Source organism: Streptomyces avicenniae (assembly GCF_000719135.1).
Lineage (GTDB): Bacteria > Actinomycetota > Actinomycetes > Streptomycetales > Streptomycetaceae > Streptomyces > Streptomyces avicenniae.
Genome location: NZ_JOEK01000001.1, coordinates 252,946 through 270,446, shown reverse-complemented (window position 1 = coordinate 270,446; position 17,501 = coordinate 252,946). Strand labels below are relative to the sequence as shown.

Genomic DNA, 17,501 nt, shown 5'->3' with positions numbered 1-17,501 from the left:
ACCCTTGCACGTTAACCCGGCCGACCGTGTCCCGGGAAGGTTCCCGGCACGGTCGCGCGACGCGTACGGCGGGCGTGCCAGGGGGCGCGTCGGGCGAATTGTGTGACACTGGCCACGTGCCGGAAGACGGAAAAATCAGGGTATTCCTCCTGGACGACCATGAGGTCGTCCGGCGCGGTGTGCGGGAGCTGCTGGCGATGGAGGAGGACATCGACGTCGTCGGCGAGGCCGGGACGGCCGCCGAGGCGCTGGCCCGCGTCCCCGCCGCGCGGCCCGACGTCGCGGTCCTCGACGTGCGGCTGCCGGACGGCACGGGCGTCGAGGTCTGCCGCGACATCCGCTCGCGCGACGAGACGATCCGCTGCCTGATGCTCACCTCGTACGCCGACGACGAGGCGCTGTTCGACGCCATCATGGCGGGCGCCTCCGGGTACGTCCTCAAGGCCATCAGGGGCAGCGAGCTGCTGTCGGCGGTCCGCGACGTCGCGGCGGGCAAGTCGCTCCTCGACCCGGACGCCACCCGCCGCGTCCTCGAACGCCTGCGCGGCGGCCAGGGTGTCCCCGGCGCGGCGGGCGGTGACGACCGGCTGGCCCGGCTGACCGAGCAGGAGCGCCGCATCCTCGACCTGATCGGCGACGGGCTCACCAACCGGGCGATCGGCCAGGAGCTACACCTCGCCGAGAAGACGATCAAGAACTACGTCTCCAGCGTCCTCGCGAAACTGGGCATGGAACGCCGCTCCCAGGCCGCCGCCTACGTCGCGCGCCTCCAGGCGGAACGCAAGGACTGACGCCGCGGCCCGCCGCCTACACTTGCCGCCTCGGTGTGCGGGAGGTCGGCGGGGTGGCCATGATGACGGGCGAGGACGTGCGGGAGATCCTGCGCGTGCTGCGGGCCGCGGGCGCGGACGTCTGGATCGGCGGCGGCTGGGGCATCGACGCGCTCGTGGGGAAACGTTCCCGCCCGCACCGCGACCTGGACCTCATGCACCGCGCCGACCAGGAGCCCGCCGTCCTCGCGGCGCTCGCCGCGGCCGGTTTCGCCGAGACGCTGGACCAGCGCCCCGTGCGCTTCGTCGTCGCCGACGGGGCGGGCCGTGAGATCGACCTGCATCCGCTGGTGTTCGCTCCGGACGGAGGCGCCACACAAGCGTCGTTCGATCCCGGGCGCCCGTTTCCGTACCCTCCGGACTGTTTCGTGACGGGCACCCTCGACGGCGACACGGTGCCCTGCCTGTCCGCCGGGCAGCAGGTCTTCTTCCACCAGGGTTACGAGCCCACCGACCGCGACCGCCACGACATGGCGCTGCTCCGCGAGACGTTCGGCATCGCCACCCACTTCTGAGCGGGGCGGCGGGTCAGGAACCGGCGGGCTCGCCGGTCGCCGTGTCGTACCACTCGGTGCCGCCGATCATGTAGGCCCACTCGGTCTGGTCGGTGACGGCGCTCGTGCGGAACGGCTGCCCGCCGTCGTCCACGCGGAGGGTGCCCGTCTCCTCGCCGCTCGACCAGTCGAGCTCCAGGTACCAGCTGACGGCCTGGTCGTCGGTGCGCGCATCGACGTAGAAGACCAGGGGCTCGGTCGCGTCCACCCACAGCGGCAGGTCGTCCTGCCCGTTCGCCGCCGTCAGCCGGGGTGCGTCGGCGTCGAGATCGACGTCGAACGCCGAGGTCCGCACGGGCCCGCCGCCGCAGGCCGCGTAGCCGCTGTAGAGGTGCCACGGCAGCGGGTCGCTGGTCTCCGTGACGCGGACGCGCAGGTCGTGCAGGACGACGGTGGCGGCCTCGTCGGCCGCCTGGACGGTGAGCTCCATCGCCTGCTCCTCCGCGGGCACGGCCCCCAGGGCGCGGGCCCAGTCGGCGGCCTCCGCCTCCATCGGCGGGGGCGGGACCTGGGTCGGCGGCAGGTCGATGAGGTAGCTGCCCGAGCAGGGTTCGAACGTGCGCGAGCTGAGGGCGACGTCGAGCAGTTCCGCGCCGGTGTCGTCGGCCGCCGTGTCCTCGCCGCCGTCCCCGTCGCCGCTGGTCAGGAGGCCGACGAGCAGGGCGGTCGCCACGACGGCGGCGAGGGCCCCCACCGCGGCGAGGGCGAACCGCGGCCGTCCCGGACGGCGGGGGGCGGGCCCGCCCGGCGGCGCGGCGACGGGCGGCGGGGGCCCGAACACGCCCGGCTCCGGGGCGACCTGTGCCTGCGCGACGGGTGCCTGCGCGGCTGGAGCCTGTGCGACGGGTGCCTGTGCGACGGGTTCGGGCGCGGCCGGTGCCGCCCTGGGGCCCTTCCGCTCACGCTCCCGGGCCGTGTCCGCGGAGATCCACCGCCTGTGCAGCTCGGCGCGCTCCTCGGGCGTGGCCTTGCACAGCCGCGCGAACCGTTCCACCGTCGCGAACTCGGGCGGCAGCGCCTCGCCCCGGCAGTACCGGTGCAGCGTGGACGCGCTCATGTGGAGCCTCTTCGCGAGGACCCCGTAGCTCAGACCGGAACGGTCCTTCAGCTCGATGAGCAGCGCGGCGAGGTCCGCCGTCTCCGCACCAGGTCCCACCGTTCCCCCGATCCCGCGTCCCGTCCCGGCATTCGACGCGGGGAACATCCTCGCAGCTCACGCTCGGTGGAACCGTCCCACCCCCCCGAACCGGCCGCCTCCGCTGGCCGGTGGGACGGCGGCGGGCACAGGCTTCGGTCGTCGGGCCACCCGGTCCGGCGGATCAGCCGATCCGATCAGAACCAGCAGAGAGCAGCCCCACGATGAACACCCACGCACCGCACCGCCGCACCCGTCTCCGCGCCGCCGTCGCCGTCCTCGGCGCGACGCTCGCCCTGACGCTCACCGCCTGCCAGGAGGACGAACTGTCCGGCGCGGCCCCGTCGGAGTCGCCCACCGTCGAGTCGCCCCAGGAGGAGGACGGCGGCGGCGACGCCGACACGGCGGGGGACGCGGGCGGTACCGGTGACACCGGGGACACCGGTCAGGACGGCGGCACCGGGCAGGGCGACGACGCCGAGGAGGACACCGGCGTGGACCCGGGCCAGGGCACGCTCGAAGGCGGTGCGGGGGAGTCCGAGGAGGACACCGTGCCGTGCACGGACACCACGACCGAGCTGGTCGCCACACCGGTCGAGCGCCCCATCAACCACATGCTGCTCACGGTGACCAACACCGGTTCCGAGACCTGCTTCGCCTGGTACAGCCCGTTCCTGCGCTTCGACGGCGCCCAAGCGCCCGTGGCCCGGATCGAGTCCAGCGCGCCGCAGTCCGTCGTCGGCCTGGCCCCCGGCGAGACCGCGTACGCCGCGATCATCACCTCGGACGCCTCCGGGGAGGCCCAGGGCGGCTACACCGCGACCGGCCTCGACGTGCAGTTCGCCGGTGCAGACGGCGACGGCGTCGGCGCCCCGGTGGCCGTCGAACTGCCCGGCGGCGAGGTCTACATCGACTCGGCGGCGCAGGTCACGTACTGGCAGACGACCCTGGACCAGGCGCTCCACGGCTGACGCGGGGCCGCCCCGGCGGGACGGCGCCGTCCGGTACGGTCGCCGCATGGCCGACCACCTCGTCGTGTACACGACGACCGACAGCAGGGAAGCCGCCGAGGCGCTGGCCCGCTCCGCCGTGGAGGCGCGGGCCGCCGCCTGCGCGCAGATCGATGGGCCGATCACCAGCGCGTACTGGTGGAACGGCGAACTGCACACCGACCCCGAGTGGCGGGTGACGTACAAGACCCCCGCCGCCAGGTTCGCCGACCTCGAAGCCGTCATCAAGGCGCTCCACGCCTACGACGTCCCCGAGATCGTCGCCACCGACATCACCCACGGCAGCGCCGCGTACCTCGCCTGGCTTGACGAGGAGACCGCGCCCCGCCAGCCGTGACGCGGTCTGGCGCCGGGGCACCGCCCGCGGGTTGAGTGGTCACGGCGTACCGGACGCGCGAGGAGGCGGGCATGGGATATCGCGGGCTGATCCTGGACTTCGTCGGGGTGATGACGCAGGAGGTGCGGGACCCGATCGGGCAGTGGTGCGTCGCGGAGGGGCTCGCGCCCCACGCGTGGCACGAGGCGCTGACCGTGGACCCGAGGGGGCGCGAGCACTATCTCGCCCTGGAGGCGGGCCGGTTGACGCAGGCCGAGTGGAACCGCCGCACGGCCCTGCAACTCGGCCTTGCCGAGTCGGAGAACCTGATGGGCCGCGCCTGGGCGCAGGTGCGGCGCGCCGAGGACATGGTCGCCCTGGCGGTCGCGGCCCGCGAGGCGGGCATGACGGTGGCGATGCTCTCCAACAGCTTCGGCCTCGACCCCTACGACCCGTACGAACACGTCGGTGTCTGGGACCTGTTCGACGTCACGGTGCTCTCGGAACGCGAGGGCGTCGCCAAGCCGGACCCGGCGATCTACCGGCTGACGCTGGACCGGATGGGGCTGCGCGGCGAGGAGTGCGTGTTCGTGGACGACCAGGAGGTCAACCTCCCGCCCGCCGCGGCGCTCGGCATCACCACCGTCCACGCGGACGGCGACCCCGGCTACGTCGGCCGCCTCGCGTCGCTGCTCGGCCTCGCCCCGGCGCCCGGCACGTCGCGCGTCGTGTAGTAGGCGCGCAGCGCGGCCTCCGTGCCCGAGCCGACCGCCGTCATGATCCGCTGGTAGCGGGCGCCGCGCAGGTCCCCGGCGACGAGGACGCGCGGGTGCTGGAGCCCCGGCGGGCAGTAGCCGTCGGGGCCGAGCACCGCCCCGACGGGCGCGGCCGGGGCGCTGCCGATGTTGGCGAACGCGGCGTCGGCGCGCAGCCCGCCGGGCTCGGCGGTGAGCGGGCCGGTCAGGGTCAGGCGCGGCGTGGGGAGCAGCGTGACGCGCGGATCGGCGGCGATCTCCTCCGTCTTGTACGCGTCGGCGGGCGGATGGGGGACCAACAGCCGTACGTCGAGCGCCGGATGGGCCCGCAGGAACGTGCCGAGCGGCCGGTCCGCGCCGACGACGAGCCACGTCCTGCCCTCGGCCCCGGCCGGGTCGGCCTCCCACAGCGGGGTCAGGTGGAGGTCGCCCGGGGCGTCGATCCAGTCGGCGTCGGCAGGGGCGACGGGCCCGACGCCGGTGGCGAGCACGGCGTACGGGGCGCGGACGCGGCTGCCGTCGTCCAGCGTGACGGTCACCGCGTCCTCGGCCGGGGCGAGCGCCGTCACGCCGACGCCCGTGCGGATCTCGCACAGGCCGGTCGCGGCGAGGTCGGCGGCGACGGCGTCGGCGAAGCCGGGGCCCGTGCGGAAGCCGAGGACGTTGTTCAACGCCGGGATGCCGCGCGGCTTCCGGCACAGCGCCGCCTCGCGTTCGACCAGGACGGAGCGCAGGCCGACGCCCGCCGCGCTCAGGGCGGCGGCGCACCCGGCCGGGCCACCCCCGACGATCACCAGGTCAGCGGACATGCGGTGTTCTCCCAACAGGCTGTGGTCGGCTCCCCATTGTCGCCACGCGCCCCGGCGGTACACTCCCCTCGTCCGGCCGCAGGGGCCGGACGACGAGCGAAGCGGACGGAGGGAACGCCGGTGACCGCGACCTCCACCGGGCGCACCTCCGCGCGCCCCCAGTGAGCAACCCCTTCGCCCCGCCTGCCGGTTGACCGGTCACGTCCGCGTGCCCGGCAGGCGCGCCCCGTTCAGGAGACCCCTGCCGTGCGTGACCCCGCCACACCCCTGCCCCCCTCCCCCGCCGACGAACGCTCGACCGTACGTTCCCTCCTGCGCCTGCGTCCTTACGTGCGGCCCGTGCGCCTGCGCCTCCTCCTCGCCACCCTCCTGGCGACCGCCGCCTCGTGCCTCGGGCTCGTCATGCCCCTGGTCCTCAAGTGGATGGCCGACGGCCCGCTCACGGGCGGCGATCCGTCCGGCGTGTGGTGGGGCGGCCTGGCCCTGCTGCTCCTCGGGGCCGCCGAGGCGGCCGTGTTCGGCCTGCGGCGGCGCCTGGTCGCGCGACCGCTGGCCGAGGTCGAGGCGACGATGCGGGAGGCGCTGCACCACCACGTGCAGCGGCTGCCGCTCGCCTTCCACGACCGATGGCCGTCCGGTCAACTCCTCTCCCGCGCCACCTCCGACGTCGGCCTGATCCACGTCTTCCTGGCGCTGCCCCTGACGTTCCTCGTGGTCAACACCGTGACGCTCTTGGTGGGTTGCGTCGTCCTGCTCTCCCAGCAGTGGACGCTCGGCCTGCTGACGCTCGCCCCGGCCGTGCCGCTGCTGGTGGTCGGCTCGCGCTTCGAGGCCCGTTACGCGCTCGCCTCGCGCCGGGCCCAGGACCGGGGCGGCGACCTGACGACGGTCGTCGAGGAGTCGGTCCTCGGCATCCGCGTCCTCAAGGGCCTCGGCCGCCACGAGGCGCGGGAGCGCGTGGTCCTTGAGGCGGCCCGCCGGGTCCGCGCCGCCGAGTTGGGCAAGGCGCGTCTGCTGGCCGGTGCGTCGGCGCTGTTCGTGGCGCTGCCGGAGTCCGCGGTCGGGCTGACGCTCGTGGCGGGGGCGTACCAGGTGGCGGACGGGTCGCTGTCGCCCGGCACGCTGCTCGCGTTCCTGGCGACGGCCCTGGTCCTGCGGCCCGTGGTGGAGTCGATGGGCTCGTCGCTCGCGCTGAGCCACGAGGCGGCGACCGCCGTGGACCGCTACCTCGACGTCATGGCGCTCCCGGTCCCGCAGGACCGCGCGCCCGTGCCCGCGCCCACCCGGCGGGCGGCGAGCGAGGCGGGGCCCGTCGAACTCGCCTTCGAGAACGTCGAGTTCCAGTACCCGGACGCCCCGCCCGACGCGCCCGCCGTCCTGCGCGGCGTCACCCTGTGCCTCGCCCCGGGGGAGACCCTGGCCCTGGTCGGCGCGACCGGCAGCGGCAAGACGACCCTCACCGCCCTCGTGCCGCGGCTCTACGAGCCGACCGCAGGACGCCTCACGATGGACGGCCGGGACATCGCCGCCATGACGCGCGCCGACCTGCGCGGCCGGGTCGCCGTCGCCTTCGAGGACCCGGCGCTCTTCTCCGCGACGGTCACCGAGAACGTGGCCATGGGCGCGCGGAACGCCACCGACGCGGACATCGCGCGGGCCCTCCGGGTGGCGCGGGCCGACGAGTTCGTCCGCCACCTCCCCGACGGGACCGCCACGACGCTCGGCGAGCGGGGGCTGACGCTCTCCGGCGGCCAGCGCCAGCGCCTCGCCCTGGCCCGCGCCGTCGTCGGACGGCCGCGCCTGCTCGTCCTGGACGACCCCCTGTCCGCCCTCGACCTCCACACCGAGGCCGCGGTCGAGGCCGCGCTGCGCGAGGTGCTCGGCACGACGACGGCGCTGCTCGTCGCCCATCGCCCCTCGACCGTGCTCCTCGCCGACCGGGTCGCGCTGCTGTCGCAGGGCCGGATCGCCGCCGTCGGCACGCACCGCGAACTGCTGCGGACGAACGCCGAGTACGCCCGGCTCATGTCCGCGCCCGCACCCCTCACCGTGCCGACGGGCGAGCGCGCGGACGGCGGGCGGACGTCATGACCCCCTCCACGACCGCCGCCGCCGGGGCGTCCGTTGCGGGCGACGCCTTCGCGCAGGACGCGCTGCCCGCGCCCCCCGGCGCCTCACGGGCCCTGCTCGCGTCCCTCCTGCGCCCGCACCGGCGCCGCCTCACCGCGACCTGCCTCGTGCTGACGCTCCAACGGGCGCTCTCGCAGGTCGGCCCGCTGCTCGTCGCGTACACGATCGACCGGGCGGTCCCGGCCCTGCGGGACGGGGACCACGGCCCGCTGCTGGGCGTCTGCCTCGTCTACGCGCTGGTCGTGGCGGGCTCGGCGGCGTCGCAGTACGGATACGTCCGCCTCTCGGCACGCGCCGGGCAGGACGTGCTCCTCGACCTCCTCACGCGCGTCTTCCGCCACTCGCAGGCGCTGGGCCTCGACTTCCACGAGCGGTACGGCTCCGGGCGGCTCACCGCCAGGGCCACCGGCGACATCGGGGCGCTCCGCGGCCTGCTCGCCAAGGGGCTTGAGGACATCGTCGGCGCCGCGCTGACCACCGTCTGCATCACCGGCCTCCTGCTCCACCTGGACCGTCAACTCGGCCTCGCCGCCGTGACCGTGGGCGCGCCGCTGTACCTGACCGTGCGGTCGTTCCGGCGCCGCGCCACGCGCGTCCACCGCGACCGGTCGAGCGCGGCGGCGGCGGTCACCGGCGCGCTCGCCGAGACCCTGCACCACATCCGTGTGGTGCAGGCTTTCCGGCTGGAGGCGGCGGGCGACGCGTCCTTCCGGGAGATCGACCGCCGTCACGCGCGCCTGAGCGGCGACGCGACCTTGGAGATGGGCCGGTACGTGACCTCGTCCCGGCTCGTCGCCAACACCGGTATCGCCGTCCTCGCCCTGTGGGGCGCCCACCGCGTCGCCTCCGGCAGCCTGGAACTCGGCGCCTTCACCGCCGCCGTCCTCTACCTGCGCCGCCTGTACGACGACCCGCTCAAGCTCGGCGGCGTCCTGGACGCCTACCAGTCGGCCGTCGCGTCCCTGGAGAAGATCGCGGCGCTCCTGGCCCAGCGTCCCTCCGTCTCCGAACCCGCCGCCCCGGCGCGGCTACCGGCCAACTCGCCTGCCGGGCGCGGCCGTCGGGCCGTGCTCGACGGCGTGACCTTCGCGTACGGCACCGGTGGCGAGGTCCTGCCGCGTCTCGACCTGTCCCTCGCCGCCGGGGAGACCGTGGCCGTCGTCGGGGCGACCGGCGCCGGGAAATCGACGCTGGCCGGGCTGCTCGCCCGGTTCCACGACCCGACGCACGGCCGCGTCCTCCTCGACGGTGTGGACCTCCGTCACCTGGCCACGGCCGAACTGCGGCGCGCCGTGGTGATGGTGACGCAGGACGCCTTCGTCTTCTCGGGGACGGTCGCCGAGAACATCGCCGTCGGCCGCCCGGGTGCCGACCGCGCGGACATCGAACGGGTGGCCAGGGCGGTCGGCGCGCACGCCTTCGTCAGCGCGCTGCCGGAGGAGTACGACACGGACGTCCGCGCCCGTGGCACCCGCATCTCCGCCGGGCAGCGGCAACTCCTCGCGCTCGCTCGGGCCTTGCTCGCCGATCCCGACGTGGTGATTCTTGACGAGGCCACGTCGTCGCTGGACATCCCGGGTGAGCGGCTCGTCCAGCGGGCCATGAGGACGGTGCTCGAAGGGCGCACGGCTCTGGTCGTCGCCCATCGCCTCTCGACGCTCCGGATCGCCGACCGAGTCGTGGTGATGGACGGCGGGCGCGTCGTCGAGGACGGCACTCCCGCCGAACTCATCGAGCGGCGAGGCAGGTTCGCCGACCTGCACACCGCGTGGCGGAACAGCCTGACGTGAATACCCGCGACGGCGCGCGGCCACCGTGGAACGCTGGGGGCCGCGCGCCGCGCGCTGTTCGCCGGGGAGGACGATCGATGGGTTTCGTGCTGGAGGGGCCTGAGTTGGCGGGCTCGCTCGTACGCCTTGAGCCGCTGGGCCACCACCACGCGGCGGACCTGGCCGTGGCGGCGGAGGCGGACCGTGCCTCCTACCGCTTCACCTGGGTGCCGACCGCCGACGAGGTCGAGAGCTACATCGACGCCCAACTCGCCCGCGCCGCGAGCGGGAAGCTCGCCCCGTACGCGCAGGTGGACCGCGCGACGGGCCGCGCGGTCGGTGCCACGGCGTACTGGGAACCGCGACTGTGGCCCGACGAGGAAAGGCTGTGCGCGATCGAGGTCGGCTTCACCTGGCTCGCGGGATCGGCGCAGGGCACCGGCGTGAACACGGAGGCCAAGTACCTCCTGTTCAGGCACGCGTTCGAGAACTGGGGCGTCGCACGCCTGGACCTGAAGACGGACGCGCGCAACGCCCGTTCGCGGGCGGCGATCGAGGGGGTGGGCGCGCGGTTCGAGGGCGTGCTGCGGAACTGGTCGCGCTCCTGGGCACCGGGCGAGGACGGCATGCTCCGCGACTCCGCCGTCTTCTCGATCACGGCCGACGAGTGGCCGGACCGCAGGACCCACCTGGAACACCGCCTGGCCCGGCGGCGACGGCGACGGCCTTCCCCTGTCCGGTGAGCACCTTCGGCACGGCGGCTCGCCGGAGGGGTACCGGAGTACCGTTTCGAGCGTCGGGATCGAGACGAAGGTGGATTCTCCATGCCGCACCGCACTGATGAGCACACCGGCGCACGCGTCCGGCGTGCGAGGAAGGCCCGCCGACTGACGCGGCGGGAACTCGCCGATCGTGCTCCGGTCAGCTACTCGACCCTCACCAAGATCGAACAAGGTGCCTTGTCCGCGTCCCCCGCAGTGATCGGCGCCCTGGCCCGCACCCTGTCGGTGCCGGTGTCCGAGCTGACCGGGCAGCCCTACGTCCATGACCTCCGCCGCGACCAACTGGACGGTCTCATCCAGCCGATCCGCGACGCGCTCGACGTGTACGACCTCGGGGACGACCCCGAGATCACCCCCCGCTCGGCGGAGGAACTGGAGGCACACGCGGAGAAGTTGTGTCACCTGGTGCAGGAGACCCGACTCCAGCAGGTGGCGGCCGAGTTGCCCGGTCTCGTCGTCGAGGTGACGACGGCTGCCCACCGGTCTCCGTCGTCGCCTCTGTGGTCCACGCTGGCCAGCACCTACCGGACCGCCTACGACGTGACGACCAAGCTCGGCTTCCACGACCTCTGCATGGTCGCGCTGGACCGCATGGACTGGGCCGCGCACCGGGCCTCGTCCCCCGAGATCAGCTCCATCCGCCAGTACATGCGTGCCCTGGTGTACCTGCGTTCGGCTCAGTACCGCACAGGTCAGCGGCTTCTCGCATCGGGCCTCTCCACGCTCGACCAGGCCGATCCCGGGCGTGAACGCGACGTCGTGCGGGGCCAGCTCCACCTGGGCGCCGCCGTGCTGCGGGCCCGTGCCCAGGACGGCGAGGAGGCCGACGACCACCTCGCCGAGGCCGACCGGCTGGCGCGCGCGACCGGCCCGGCCGAACGCGTGCACTGGCTGGCGTTCGGCCCGACGAACGTCCAGGTCCACCGCGTCGCGACGCTGGCCGAGCGGAACCTCTACGACGACGCGGCCCGGGCGGCGCAGGACCTCGTGATCCCGGACAGCTGGCCGCAGTCGCGCACAGCCCACCACCACGCCGAGGTCGCGCACGCCCACCTGTGGTGCGGTCGGCTGGACAAGGCGTTCACGAGCCTCCAGGCGGCGCGGAAAGCCGGGCCTCAGCAGACGAAGTACCACCCCCTGGTCCGCGAGACCTACGCCGGACTTGACGCGGCCAAGCGCCGTCTCCCCGAGACGTTCGCCAGTTTCGGCAGCTGGCTCGGCGTGTAGCCGACGACCGATCAGGTCACGGCCCCGACTGTCAGTCCTCACTGATAGTTGGGGCTCGATCACGGGCGTTGTATGTGACAGTCACCCCACTGTCACATGGAGCGAACCATGAGGACGTCTCTCCTTCCCGCTTGGCTTCCGTTCGACGGACGGGTGCGTATCCGGCCGTTGGGCGAGGAGTTCGACGCTGTGCGTGTGCCCTTGTCCCAGGGGCTGTACGTGCTCAACCGTCTTCGCCTGACCGGGCTTTCCGGGCCGGTGATCGAGGATCAGGCGCACGGTGTCCTGTACTGGCTGGTGCCGCCCGGGTCGGCGAACGATCGGGGGTGGCCGCCGGGGGTCGTGCCGCTGGGGCGGGGTTACTCGCTGGCCGTCCCGGCCGCCGACCGTGTGGGCGGTCCGTGGGTCGGCGACGGTGAGGTGCGGTGGCTGTCGCTCCGGCCGACCGGGCACTGCCTGACCGATCCGGTGGTCCTGCACGGCGCGCTGGCGCGGGTGTTCGGGGGGCGCTGTGGCTGAGCCGCACGGCCCCCGGTATCTGACTCCGGCGCCGGTGCGGGAGGAGAACCCGCACATCACCGTCATCACCGGCCTCGAAGGACCGCTCCCCCCACGGCCGGAACCGGCGGCCGGGACGGACACGGACGAGGCCGTGGACGGCGGTGAGGACGAGTGAGCCTCGTCCCACGCTGCGCGTACTGCGACACGACCGTCGGCGACCTGATCGCCGTCGCGCTCGTCGCGTCCGGGTCCGGGCCCGGCTGGACGTACCTCGCCTGCCGCCCCTGCCGCATCGACGAACGGCTCGTCCCCCTGGCCGCGCAACCGTCCGCCTCACTGGGCGGCGTGCACCGCTGGCCCGAGGCCGTCCCCCACGAGCTGGTGGCCCGCCTCGCCGACCTCGGCCACGCCCCGCACCTGCGGCCCGTCACCGACCGGCTCTTCCCCGCCACCGCCGCCACGACCGGGCGCCTCACCCCCGACCACCGGCGGGAGTTGGCGAGGACGGTCGTCGCGGCGGCGGTCGCCGACCTGCGGGCCGCCGCCGGGTCCGGACGGGGGGAGGTGACGTGACTCCGCACGCGTCCCGTCTCTTCCCCGGCGGCGGCGGGCGGGACGACACCGTGGCGGCGGGGGAGTGGGCCGGTCTTGAACTGGAGCGGTGGGGGCGGCAGGCCGCCCTGCCCGTCGTGCACGCCCTGATCGCGGCCGCCCGCACCCGCCGCCCGTGGTGGCTCGGCCTCACCGCCCATCCCGACGTCCTGCACGCCCAGATCCTGCGCGCGAAGGCGGCCACGACACCCCGCCTGCCCGACCCGCTGCCCGGCGCCGCGCATCTCACCTGGACCTACGGCACCGCCCCCACCCTCGACGGCGTGTGCATGTGGACCGCCATCACGCCCCGGGGCATCCCGGGCGTGTGACGGGACGCCTGGTGATCCTTGACGAGGCGACGTCGTTGCTGGACTTCCCCAGGCGAGAGGCTCGTCCAGCGGGCCATGAGGACGGCACTCCCGCCGAACTCAGCCAGAGGCGAGGGACGTTCGCCGACCTACACGCCGCGTGGCGGAACAGCCTGACTCGCGCACCGTTCGCCGTTCGCCGGGGAGATCGGGGGCTACATCGACGCCCAACTCGTCTGCGTTGAGCGGTGATCGAGGCGGTGGGCGCGCGTGCTGCGGAACTGGTCGCGCACCCCACCGCGCGGCCGACAGGGAAGCCCCACCTCCCCGGACCGCGCCGAGCCCCGGGCCCCTACTCAACCACGCGCTTGTTCGGCGCAGTTGCCGCACAGCAAGATGGCTCCACCAGACGCTGTCTACCTGCCTGGAGTGGGGATCGTATGACCGAGCTGTTGCGGGTCCCGATCGGTGACGACGACGAGGGGTCCCTCGTCGTCGAGACCACACCGGATCCGCGTGACGTCCAACAGGTCTCGCGGGTCGGGGACCGGGTCATCCAGGCGACGCAGTCCCTGGAGGAGGCCCTGCAACCGATCTCCCGAGCGGCTTCCAAGGCCCTGCAGGCTCTCCGGGCGACCGACTCGACAAGCGTGCAGGTGGAGTTCGGGGTGCGGATTCACGCCAAGACGGGTGTGGTGCTCACGGAGGCGGGAGCCGAGGGGCATCTCAAGGTGACGATCACCTGGGATCGGGCGTCCGCCGAGCCGATGTCGCATGGGTCGAGGAGCGGGAACGCCGAGTGAGCGACCTCGCATCGTGGTCGGTGCGGATCTCCGACAGGCACGGCGCCATCTACGGCGCCGGTATGCATCTCGGCGACGGACGCATCCTCACCTGCGCCCACGTGGTGAGGGATGCCGTCCACGCGACCGACGTCACGGTGCGTCCCACCGATCCCGTCCTCGTTGACTTCCCCGGCCTCTCCGCCGAAGCGTCGGCGGCCGTGGTGGAGCCGGACGGTTGGTGGCCCTACGACGACGCCCTGCGCGGGGACGCCGCCGTGCTCCGGCTGTCCGTTCCGCCCCCACCGGGCGCGGCAGCCGCGCCGCTGACGTCCGCGTGCCCCGAAGGCGCCCTCGTCCGGGCGTTCGGTTATCCCCTGGAACGGAACTTCGGGGTCCACGCGCAGGCGGAGATCATGGGGGAGACCCTTTCGCAGGGCTGGTACCAACTGGACGACAGTCGGCTCAGAGGAGAACAGATCCGGCCCGGCTTCAGCGGGGCGGCCGTCGTCCTCGCCGACACCGGCCAGGTGACCGGCATGGTCTCGCTCGCCACCGTCGATTCCGGCAGCGGGTCGCCGCGCGTCTCCTGGATGCTGCCTGTCCGGCTGCTCGCCGAGCGTCTGCCTCCGATCGCCCGCGCCCTGCGGGCCTCCGCCGCCACGCGGTTGGCGTCCGAGCCGGCGGCCGACGGCCTGGGCAGGTCCTGTCCTCTCCCGTCCGACATCCGCGACTTCACCGGACGCGACGACGAGTTGGTGGACGCCGATGCCGAGATCGAGGCCGCGGACGGCTTTCCCGTGGTCCATGCCGTCTACGGCATGGGGGGCGTCGGCAAGACCACCCTGGCGATACGCCTCGCCCACCGCCACGGGGCCCGCTACCCGGACGGCCAGTACTTCCTCGACCTCCAGGCGCACACCGTTGACGCGGAGCCGCTCACCACGGAGGAAGCGCTCCGCGCCCTGCTGCAGGCCACGCTCGGCCAGCCGCCGAAGGACGGCGTCAGCCTCCGGGAGCTCACCGCCGTGTGGCAGGACGTCGCGCGGCTGCGGCGGATGGTCGTCGTCCTGGACAACGCCGCGTCCTTCGAGCAGATCGAGCCGTTGTTGCCACGGGCAGGGGAGGCGCTCGTCCTCGTCACGAGCCGACGGTGGCTGGAGGAACTGGGAGTGGACAACAGCGCGCCGAGGCAGCTGCCGCCCTTCGCCGAGGGCGCTTCCGTCGAGCTGTTCACCCGCATGGTCGGGAATCAACGGACCGAGGCCGAGCCGGACGCGGTCAGGGAACTGGTCCGCCTGTGCGGGCACCTGCCGCTGGCGATCCGGCTGAAGGCGGCCTACAGCAGGGGGCGGCCCGCGTGGAGCCTCGCCGACATCCGCGACGAGATGGCCGAGGAACAACGCGCCGTCGCGGAGAGCGGCGTGCGGGAGGCGGCGTCCCCGGAGGACGGTCGCCTCCGCTGGCTACGGCTGGGCACCGCACGTCCTGTCTACACCGCCTTCCTCACCTCGTTCCGTCGGCTGACGGGACCGCAGCAGCGGCTGTTCCGGCTCCTCGGCCTGCACCCTCCCGAGAGCATGGACCGCCGTGTCGTGGAGGCCTTGGCCGAGGACGAGTGGTCGGGCCGGGCAGGGCTGGACGTCCTCGTCCGGGAGAGCCTGGTCAACGAGCACGGCCGCTCCCGCATCGGCATGCACGATCTGCTCAGGGAGTTCGCGCGCGAGGAACTCGCCGCCGCGGAGCCGTGGGAGGTACGGCGGCAGGCGTCCGGCCGACTGATCGACTTCTACCTGGCGACCGCGCTGGCCGCCCGCCGGGTACAGCTGCCCGCCCGCCCGGTGCCGGACGCGGCGGACACACCGCACCGCCGGTTGCCGGACGTGTCCAGCCCGGCCCTGTCGTCGGAATGGTTCGAGGCCGAGCACCGGAACCTGCTCGGTTGCATGGATCTCGCCGCCCGGTACGGGCACGCCTCCCACCTCTGGCGCCTCCCACGCGCCATGGGCCTGTACCTGTCCCTGTCGGCCCACTCGAAGGATGCCATCCCCCGCTACGAGACGGCGATCGAAGCCGCGAAGACCTCCGATCGGCGTGCCGAGGCGGATCTGCGCGGCCTGCTCGGCGACGCACTCCGCACCGAGGGGAAGCAGGAGAGAGCCCTGGCCGAGTTCCGCGCGGCCCGTTCGCTCTACATCGAGCTGGGGGACACCGTTCTCGCCGCCGACATGCTCGCCCGGGGGAGCGCCCCGCAGCGCGACGTCGAGGGTGCTGAGCAGTCCGTGGCCAGCTGCGCGCGGGCGGCCGAGGAGTACGCGGCGGCGGGGGACAGCTTCGGCTCCGCCGAGGCGGAGTACCTGCTGGCCATGGCGGCGCGCCTGAGCGGCGACCGGACGCGGGCACTCGGCCATCTGGGCCGAGCGCTCCACCTCTACGAGGAGGCCGCCTTCACCGCCGGTCAGGCGCGCTGCCTGAACCTCATGGGGGTGATCCAGCGCCTCGGCGGTGACCACGCCACCGCGATCGGCACCCTTCGGGAAGCCGTACGCCTGTACCGCACGGCGCATGACAACCGCGGCATCGCGCACGCCCTGAACAACCTGGCGTCCGCCCTGGCCCTGGCCGGGAAGGTGGAGGAGGCCGTCGGCCTCCACGGCGAGGCCTTGGAACGCTTCCGCAGATACAGCCCGCACGGCTACCCCGACGCCCTGCTGGTGGCGAGCGGTCTCCTGAGCAGGCAAGGCGACCACGTCACGGCGGAGTCACGTCTGCGCGAGGCGGTACGGCTGTACCGTCCCATGCGGGCCGGTTTCGGCGAGGCCCGTGCCCACCTTCTGCTCGCGGCGTCCCTGCGCGCGCAGGGACGCCATGCCGAGGGCGCCGACGCCGCCGAGCAGGCCCTCGGCCTCTACCTGGCCACCGGCAGCGAGAGCGGGACGGCCGCCGCCCGGACCGAACTGGACCTGTGCCGGGCAGCCTTGGCGCAGAGGGGCACCGACGGTTGAGCCGACGTTACAGCGCGGCGACGAGTTGCCGCATGGCGCGGACGGCGGAGCGCACCTCAAGCAGATACTTCGTGGCGCTGAAGCTCGACGCGGGGGCGCCCGTGACGACACCCGGTTCATTGCCCACCGTGTCCACCTCCACGCCGAACGGCAGCGCCAGCATGCGGAGTGCGGCCGTGTGCTGGGCGGGCACGTAGATCGGCGTGGTGACCATCAGCAGCCGTTGACCAGGCCGCAGTTCGGCGAGCCGCCGCGCGAAGAAGTCGTAGGAGTCGGGCGTGTTGGCCCTGCGGACACCTGGCTCAGAGGAGGGGGCGGCGACCACGTGGACCGTCACACCCTCGGCCGTGCGGTAGTGCCGCACGCCCCACGTACCACCGGGCAGATCGGACACCTCGCCCTCCACCCGTTCCGGCTCCGCGAGGCCGAACGCCCGGCGCGTGCCGAAGTCCATGGCCTCGTACTCCTCCGTCAGCTCCGGGGCGCCCGCCTCCGCCGCCAGCCGGAACTCGTCGCCGACGAAGGGCCGGTGCCCGCCGAGCGCCGTGATCGACCCGGCCCGGATCTGCCCTGTGCCGATCAGATGCGCCGCATAGGCGGGCCGGGCCAGACACGCTCGGATCAGGCCGCCGAGGATCAGCACGTGGTCGTAGTGGTGGAAGCGGAGACGTGCGCCACCGCGCAGGCCGAGCGCCGTGGCCGCGGCGAGGGCCAGTTCCTCCTGCTCGCCGGTCAGCGGCAGCTCCGTCGCCTGATTGCGCTCCAACCCCTGCCGGGTGTCCCAGCGTTCGGTGAAAGTGTCGAGCCCGGCGAGACGGTCGCCCGTCGTTCCCTTGGCCGCAGTCAGTGCTTCCAGAAGGTCCCGGTCACCAGGTGCCGCGGCGAACGCATCGACGAGGGCGTGCACGGGCGGCGAGGCCAGCCAGGCGTCCACGTCACCGACCAGGTCGGCGCCCGTCCCGACAAGGGGAACCCGCTCGAACCGCACGCTCAT

Annotated in this window: 18 protein-coding genes; 15 read left to right on the top strand and 3 right to left on the bottom strand. The window is 73.8% G+C overall.

Annotated features, from left to right (window positions below):
- Positions 1-116: 116 nt before the first annotated feature.
- Positions 117-791, top strand: a complete 675-nt coding sequence (locus IF27_RS01230; protein WP_052847340.1) for a response regulator — start codon at positions 117-119, stop codon at positions 789-791.
- Between the two features lie 62 nt (positions 792-853).
- Complete coding sequence (locus IF27_RS01225; protein ID WP_190232789.1) at positions 854-1,345, top strand: nucleotidyltransferase domain-containing protein; 492 nt, start codon at positions 854-856, stop codon at positions 1,343-1,345.
- 13 nt (positions 1,346-1,358) lie between these two features.
- Here IF27_RS01225 and IF27_RS01220 read toward each other — a convergent pair whose 3' ends face one another.
- The gene (locus IF27_RS01220; protein ID WP_052847339.1) at positions 1,359-2,540 is read right to left on the bottom strand and encodes a helix-turn-helix domain-containing protein; all 1,182 of its coding nucleotides are present in this window, start codon (positions 2,538-2,540) and stop codon (positions 1,359-1,361) included.
- Positions 2,541-2,743: 203 nt separating this feature from the next.
- Here IF27_RS01220 and IF27_RS01215 point away from each other — a divergent pair, with 203 nt between their 5' ends.
- The 3 genes from IF27_RS01215 (at position 2,744) to IF27_RS01205 (ending at position 4,579) form a co-directional block, all read left to right on the top strand.
- On the top strand, positions 2,744-3,490 hold the full coding sequence (locus tag IF27_RS01215; protein ID WP_052847338.1) for a DUF4232 domain-containing protein: 747 nt from the start codon (positions 2,744-2,746) through the stop codon (positions 3,488-3,490).
- Between the two features lie 46 nt (positions 3,491-3,536).
- Positions 3,537-3,866, top strand: coding sequence for a divalent-cation tolerance protein CutA (cutA, locus tag IF27_RS01210; RefSeq protein WP_052847337.1), 330 nt, complete (start codon positions 3,537-3,539; stop codon positions 3,864-3,866).
- Between the two features lie 71 nt (positions 3,867-3,937).
- A complete protein-coding gene (locus tag IF27_RS01205) occupies positions 3,938-4,579 on the top strand; it encodes an HAD family hydrolase (protein WP_052847875.1) in 642 nt (213 codons plus the stop codon).
- On the opposite strand, the gene IF27_RS01200 is transcribed toward IF27_RS01205, so the two are convergent.
- A complete protein-coding gene (locus IF27_RS01200; protein ID WP_420821966.1) occupies positions 4,513-5,424 on the bottom strand; it encodes an FAD-dependent oxidoreductase in 912 nt (303 codons plus the stop codon). The genes IF27_RS01205 and IF27_RS01200 overlap by 67 nt on opposite strands.
- A 231-nt stretch (positions 5,425-5,655) precedes the next feature.
- Here IF27_RS01200 and IF27_RS01195 point away from each other — a divergent pair, with 231 nt between their 5' ends.
- The 10 genes from IF27_RS01195 (at position 5,656) to IF27_RS01155 (ending at position 16,507) form a co-directional block, all read left to right on the top strand.
- Positions 5,656-7,500: an ABC transporter ATP-binding protein gene (locus tag IF27_RS01195; RefSeq protein ID WP_052847335.1), complete on the top strand. Its 1,845-nt coding sequence runs from the start codon at positions 5,656-5,658 to the stop codon at positions 7,498-7,500.
- Positions 7,497-9,329, top strand: coding sequence for an ABC transporter ATP-binding protein (locus IF27_RS01190; protein WP_052847334.1), 1,833 nt, complete (start codon positions 7,497-7,499; stop codon positions 9,327-9,329). The genes IF27_RS01195 and IF27_RS01190 overlap by 4 nt, the downstream gene beginning before the upstream one ends.
- Positions 9,330-9,406: 77 nt before the next feature.
- Positions 9,407-10,051 (top strand): GNAT family N-acetyltransferase, encoded by a 645-nt coding sequence (locus tag IF27_RS01185; protein ID WP_052847333.1) that lies wholly within the window; start codon positions 9,407-9,409, stop codon positions 10,049-10,051.
- 81 nt (positions 10,052-10,132) lie between these two features.
- The gene (locus tag IF27_RS01180) at positions 10,133-11,317 is read left to right on the top strand and encodes a helix-turn-helix domain-containing protein (RefSeq protein ID WP_052847332.1); all 1,185 of its coding nucleotides are present in this window, start codon (positions 10,133-10,135) and stop codon (positions 11,315-11,317) included.
- Between the two features lie 195 nt (positions 11,318-11,512).
- On the top strand, positions 11,513-11,836 hold the full coding sequence (locus tag IF27_RS01175) for a hypothetical protein (protein WP_190232755.1): 324 nt from the start codon (positions 11,513-11,515) through the stop codon (positions 11,834-11,836).
- Positions 11,829-11,993 (top strand): hypothetical protein, encoded by a 165-nt coding sequence (locus IF27_RS30755; RefSeq protein WP_190232754.1) that lies wholly within the window; start codon positions 11,829-11,831, stop codon positions 11,991-11,993. Before IF27_RS01175 ends, IF27_RS30755 begins: the two co-directional genes overlap by 8 nt.
- On the top strand, positions 11,990-12,391 hold the full coding sequence (locus IF27_RS01170; RefSeq protein ID WP_052847330.1) for a hypothetical protein: 402 nt from the start codon (positions 11,990-11,992) through the stop codon (positions 12,389-12,391). The genes IF27_RS30755 and IF27_RS01170 overlap by 4 nt, the downstream gene beginning before the upstream one ends.
- Positions 12,388-12,741, top strand: a complete 354-nt coding sequence (locus tag IF27_RS01165; RefSeq protein ID WP_052847329.1) for a hypothetical protein — start codon at positions 12,388-12,390, stop codon at positions 12,739-12,741. Before IF27_RS01170 ends, IF27_RS01165 begins: the two co-directional genes overlap by 4 nt.
- Positions 12,742-13,160: 419 nt before the next feature.
- Positions 13,161-13,523 (top strand): CU044_2847 family protein, encoded by a 363-nt coding sequence (locus IF27_RS01160; protein WP_052847328.1) that lies wholly within the window; start codon positions 13,161-13,163, stop codon positions 13,521-13,523.
- Positions 13,520-16,507 carry a tetratricopeptide repeat protein gene (locus IF27_RS01155; RefSeq protein WP_052847327.1) on the top strand — a complete coding sequence of 996 codons (2,988 nt, stop codon included), beginning with the start codon at positions 13,520-13,522 and terminating at the stop codon, positions 16,505-16,507. The genes IF27_RS01160 and IF27_RS01155 overlap by 4 nt, the downstream gene beginning before the upstream one ends.
- 7 nt (positions 16,508-16,514) lie before the next feature.
- Here IF27_RS01155 and IF27_RS01150 read toward each other — a convergent pair whose 3' ends face one another.
- Positions 16,515-17,501: a hypothetical protein gene (locus IF27_RS01150; protein ID WP_052847326.1), complete on the bottom strand. Its 987-nt coding sequence runs from the start codon at positions 17,499-17,501 to the stop codon at positions 16,515-16,517.

Coding starts and splice junctions, on each gene's coding strand:
- IF27_RS01150 (WP_052847326.1), bottom strand. CDS start 17,501: ATGAGCGTGCGGTTCGAGCGGGTTCCCCTTGTCGGGACGGGCGCCGAC.
- IF27_RS01190 (WP_052847334.1), top strand. CDS start 7,497: ATGACCCCCTCCACGACCGCCGCCGCCGGGGCGTCCGTTGCGGGCGAC.
- IF27_RS01185 (WP_052847333.1), top strand. CDS start 9,407: ATGGGTTTCGTGCTGGAGGGGCCTGAGTTGGCGGGCTCGCTCGTACGC.
- cutA (WP_052847337.1), top strand. CDS start 3,537: ATGGCCGACCACCTCGTCGTGTACACGACGACCGACAGCAGGGAAGCC.
- IF27_RS01225 (WP_190232789.1), top strand. CDS start 854: ATGACGGGCGAGGACGTGCGGGAGATCCTGCGCGTGCTGCGGGCCGCG.
- IF27_RS01205 (WP_052847875.1), top strand. CDS start 3,938: ATGGGATATCGCGGGCTGATCCTGGACTTCGTCGGGGTGATGACGCAG.
- IF27_RS01180 (WP_052847332.1), top strand. CDS start 10,133: ATGCCGCACCGCACTGATGAGCACACCGGCGCACGCGTCCGGCGTGCG.
- IF27_RS01160 (WP_052847328.1), top strand. CDS start 13,161: ATGACCGAGCTGTTGCGGGTCCCGATCGGTGACGACGACGAGGGGTCC.
- IF27_RS01215 (WP_052847338.1), top strand. CDS start 2,744: ATGAACACCCACGCACCGCACCGCCGCACCCGTCTCCGCGCCGCCGTC.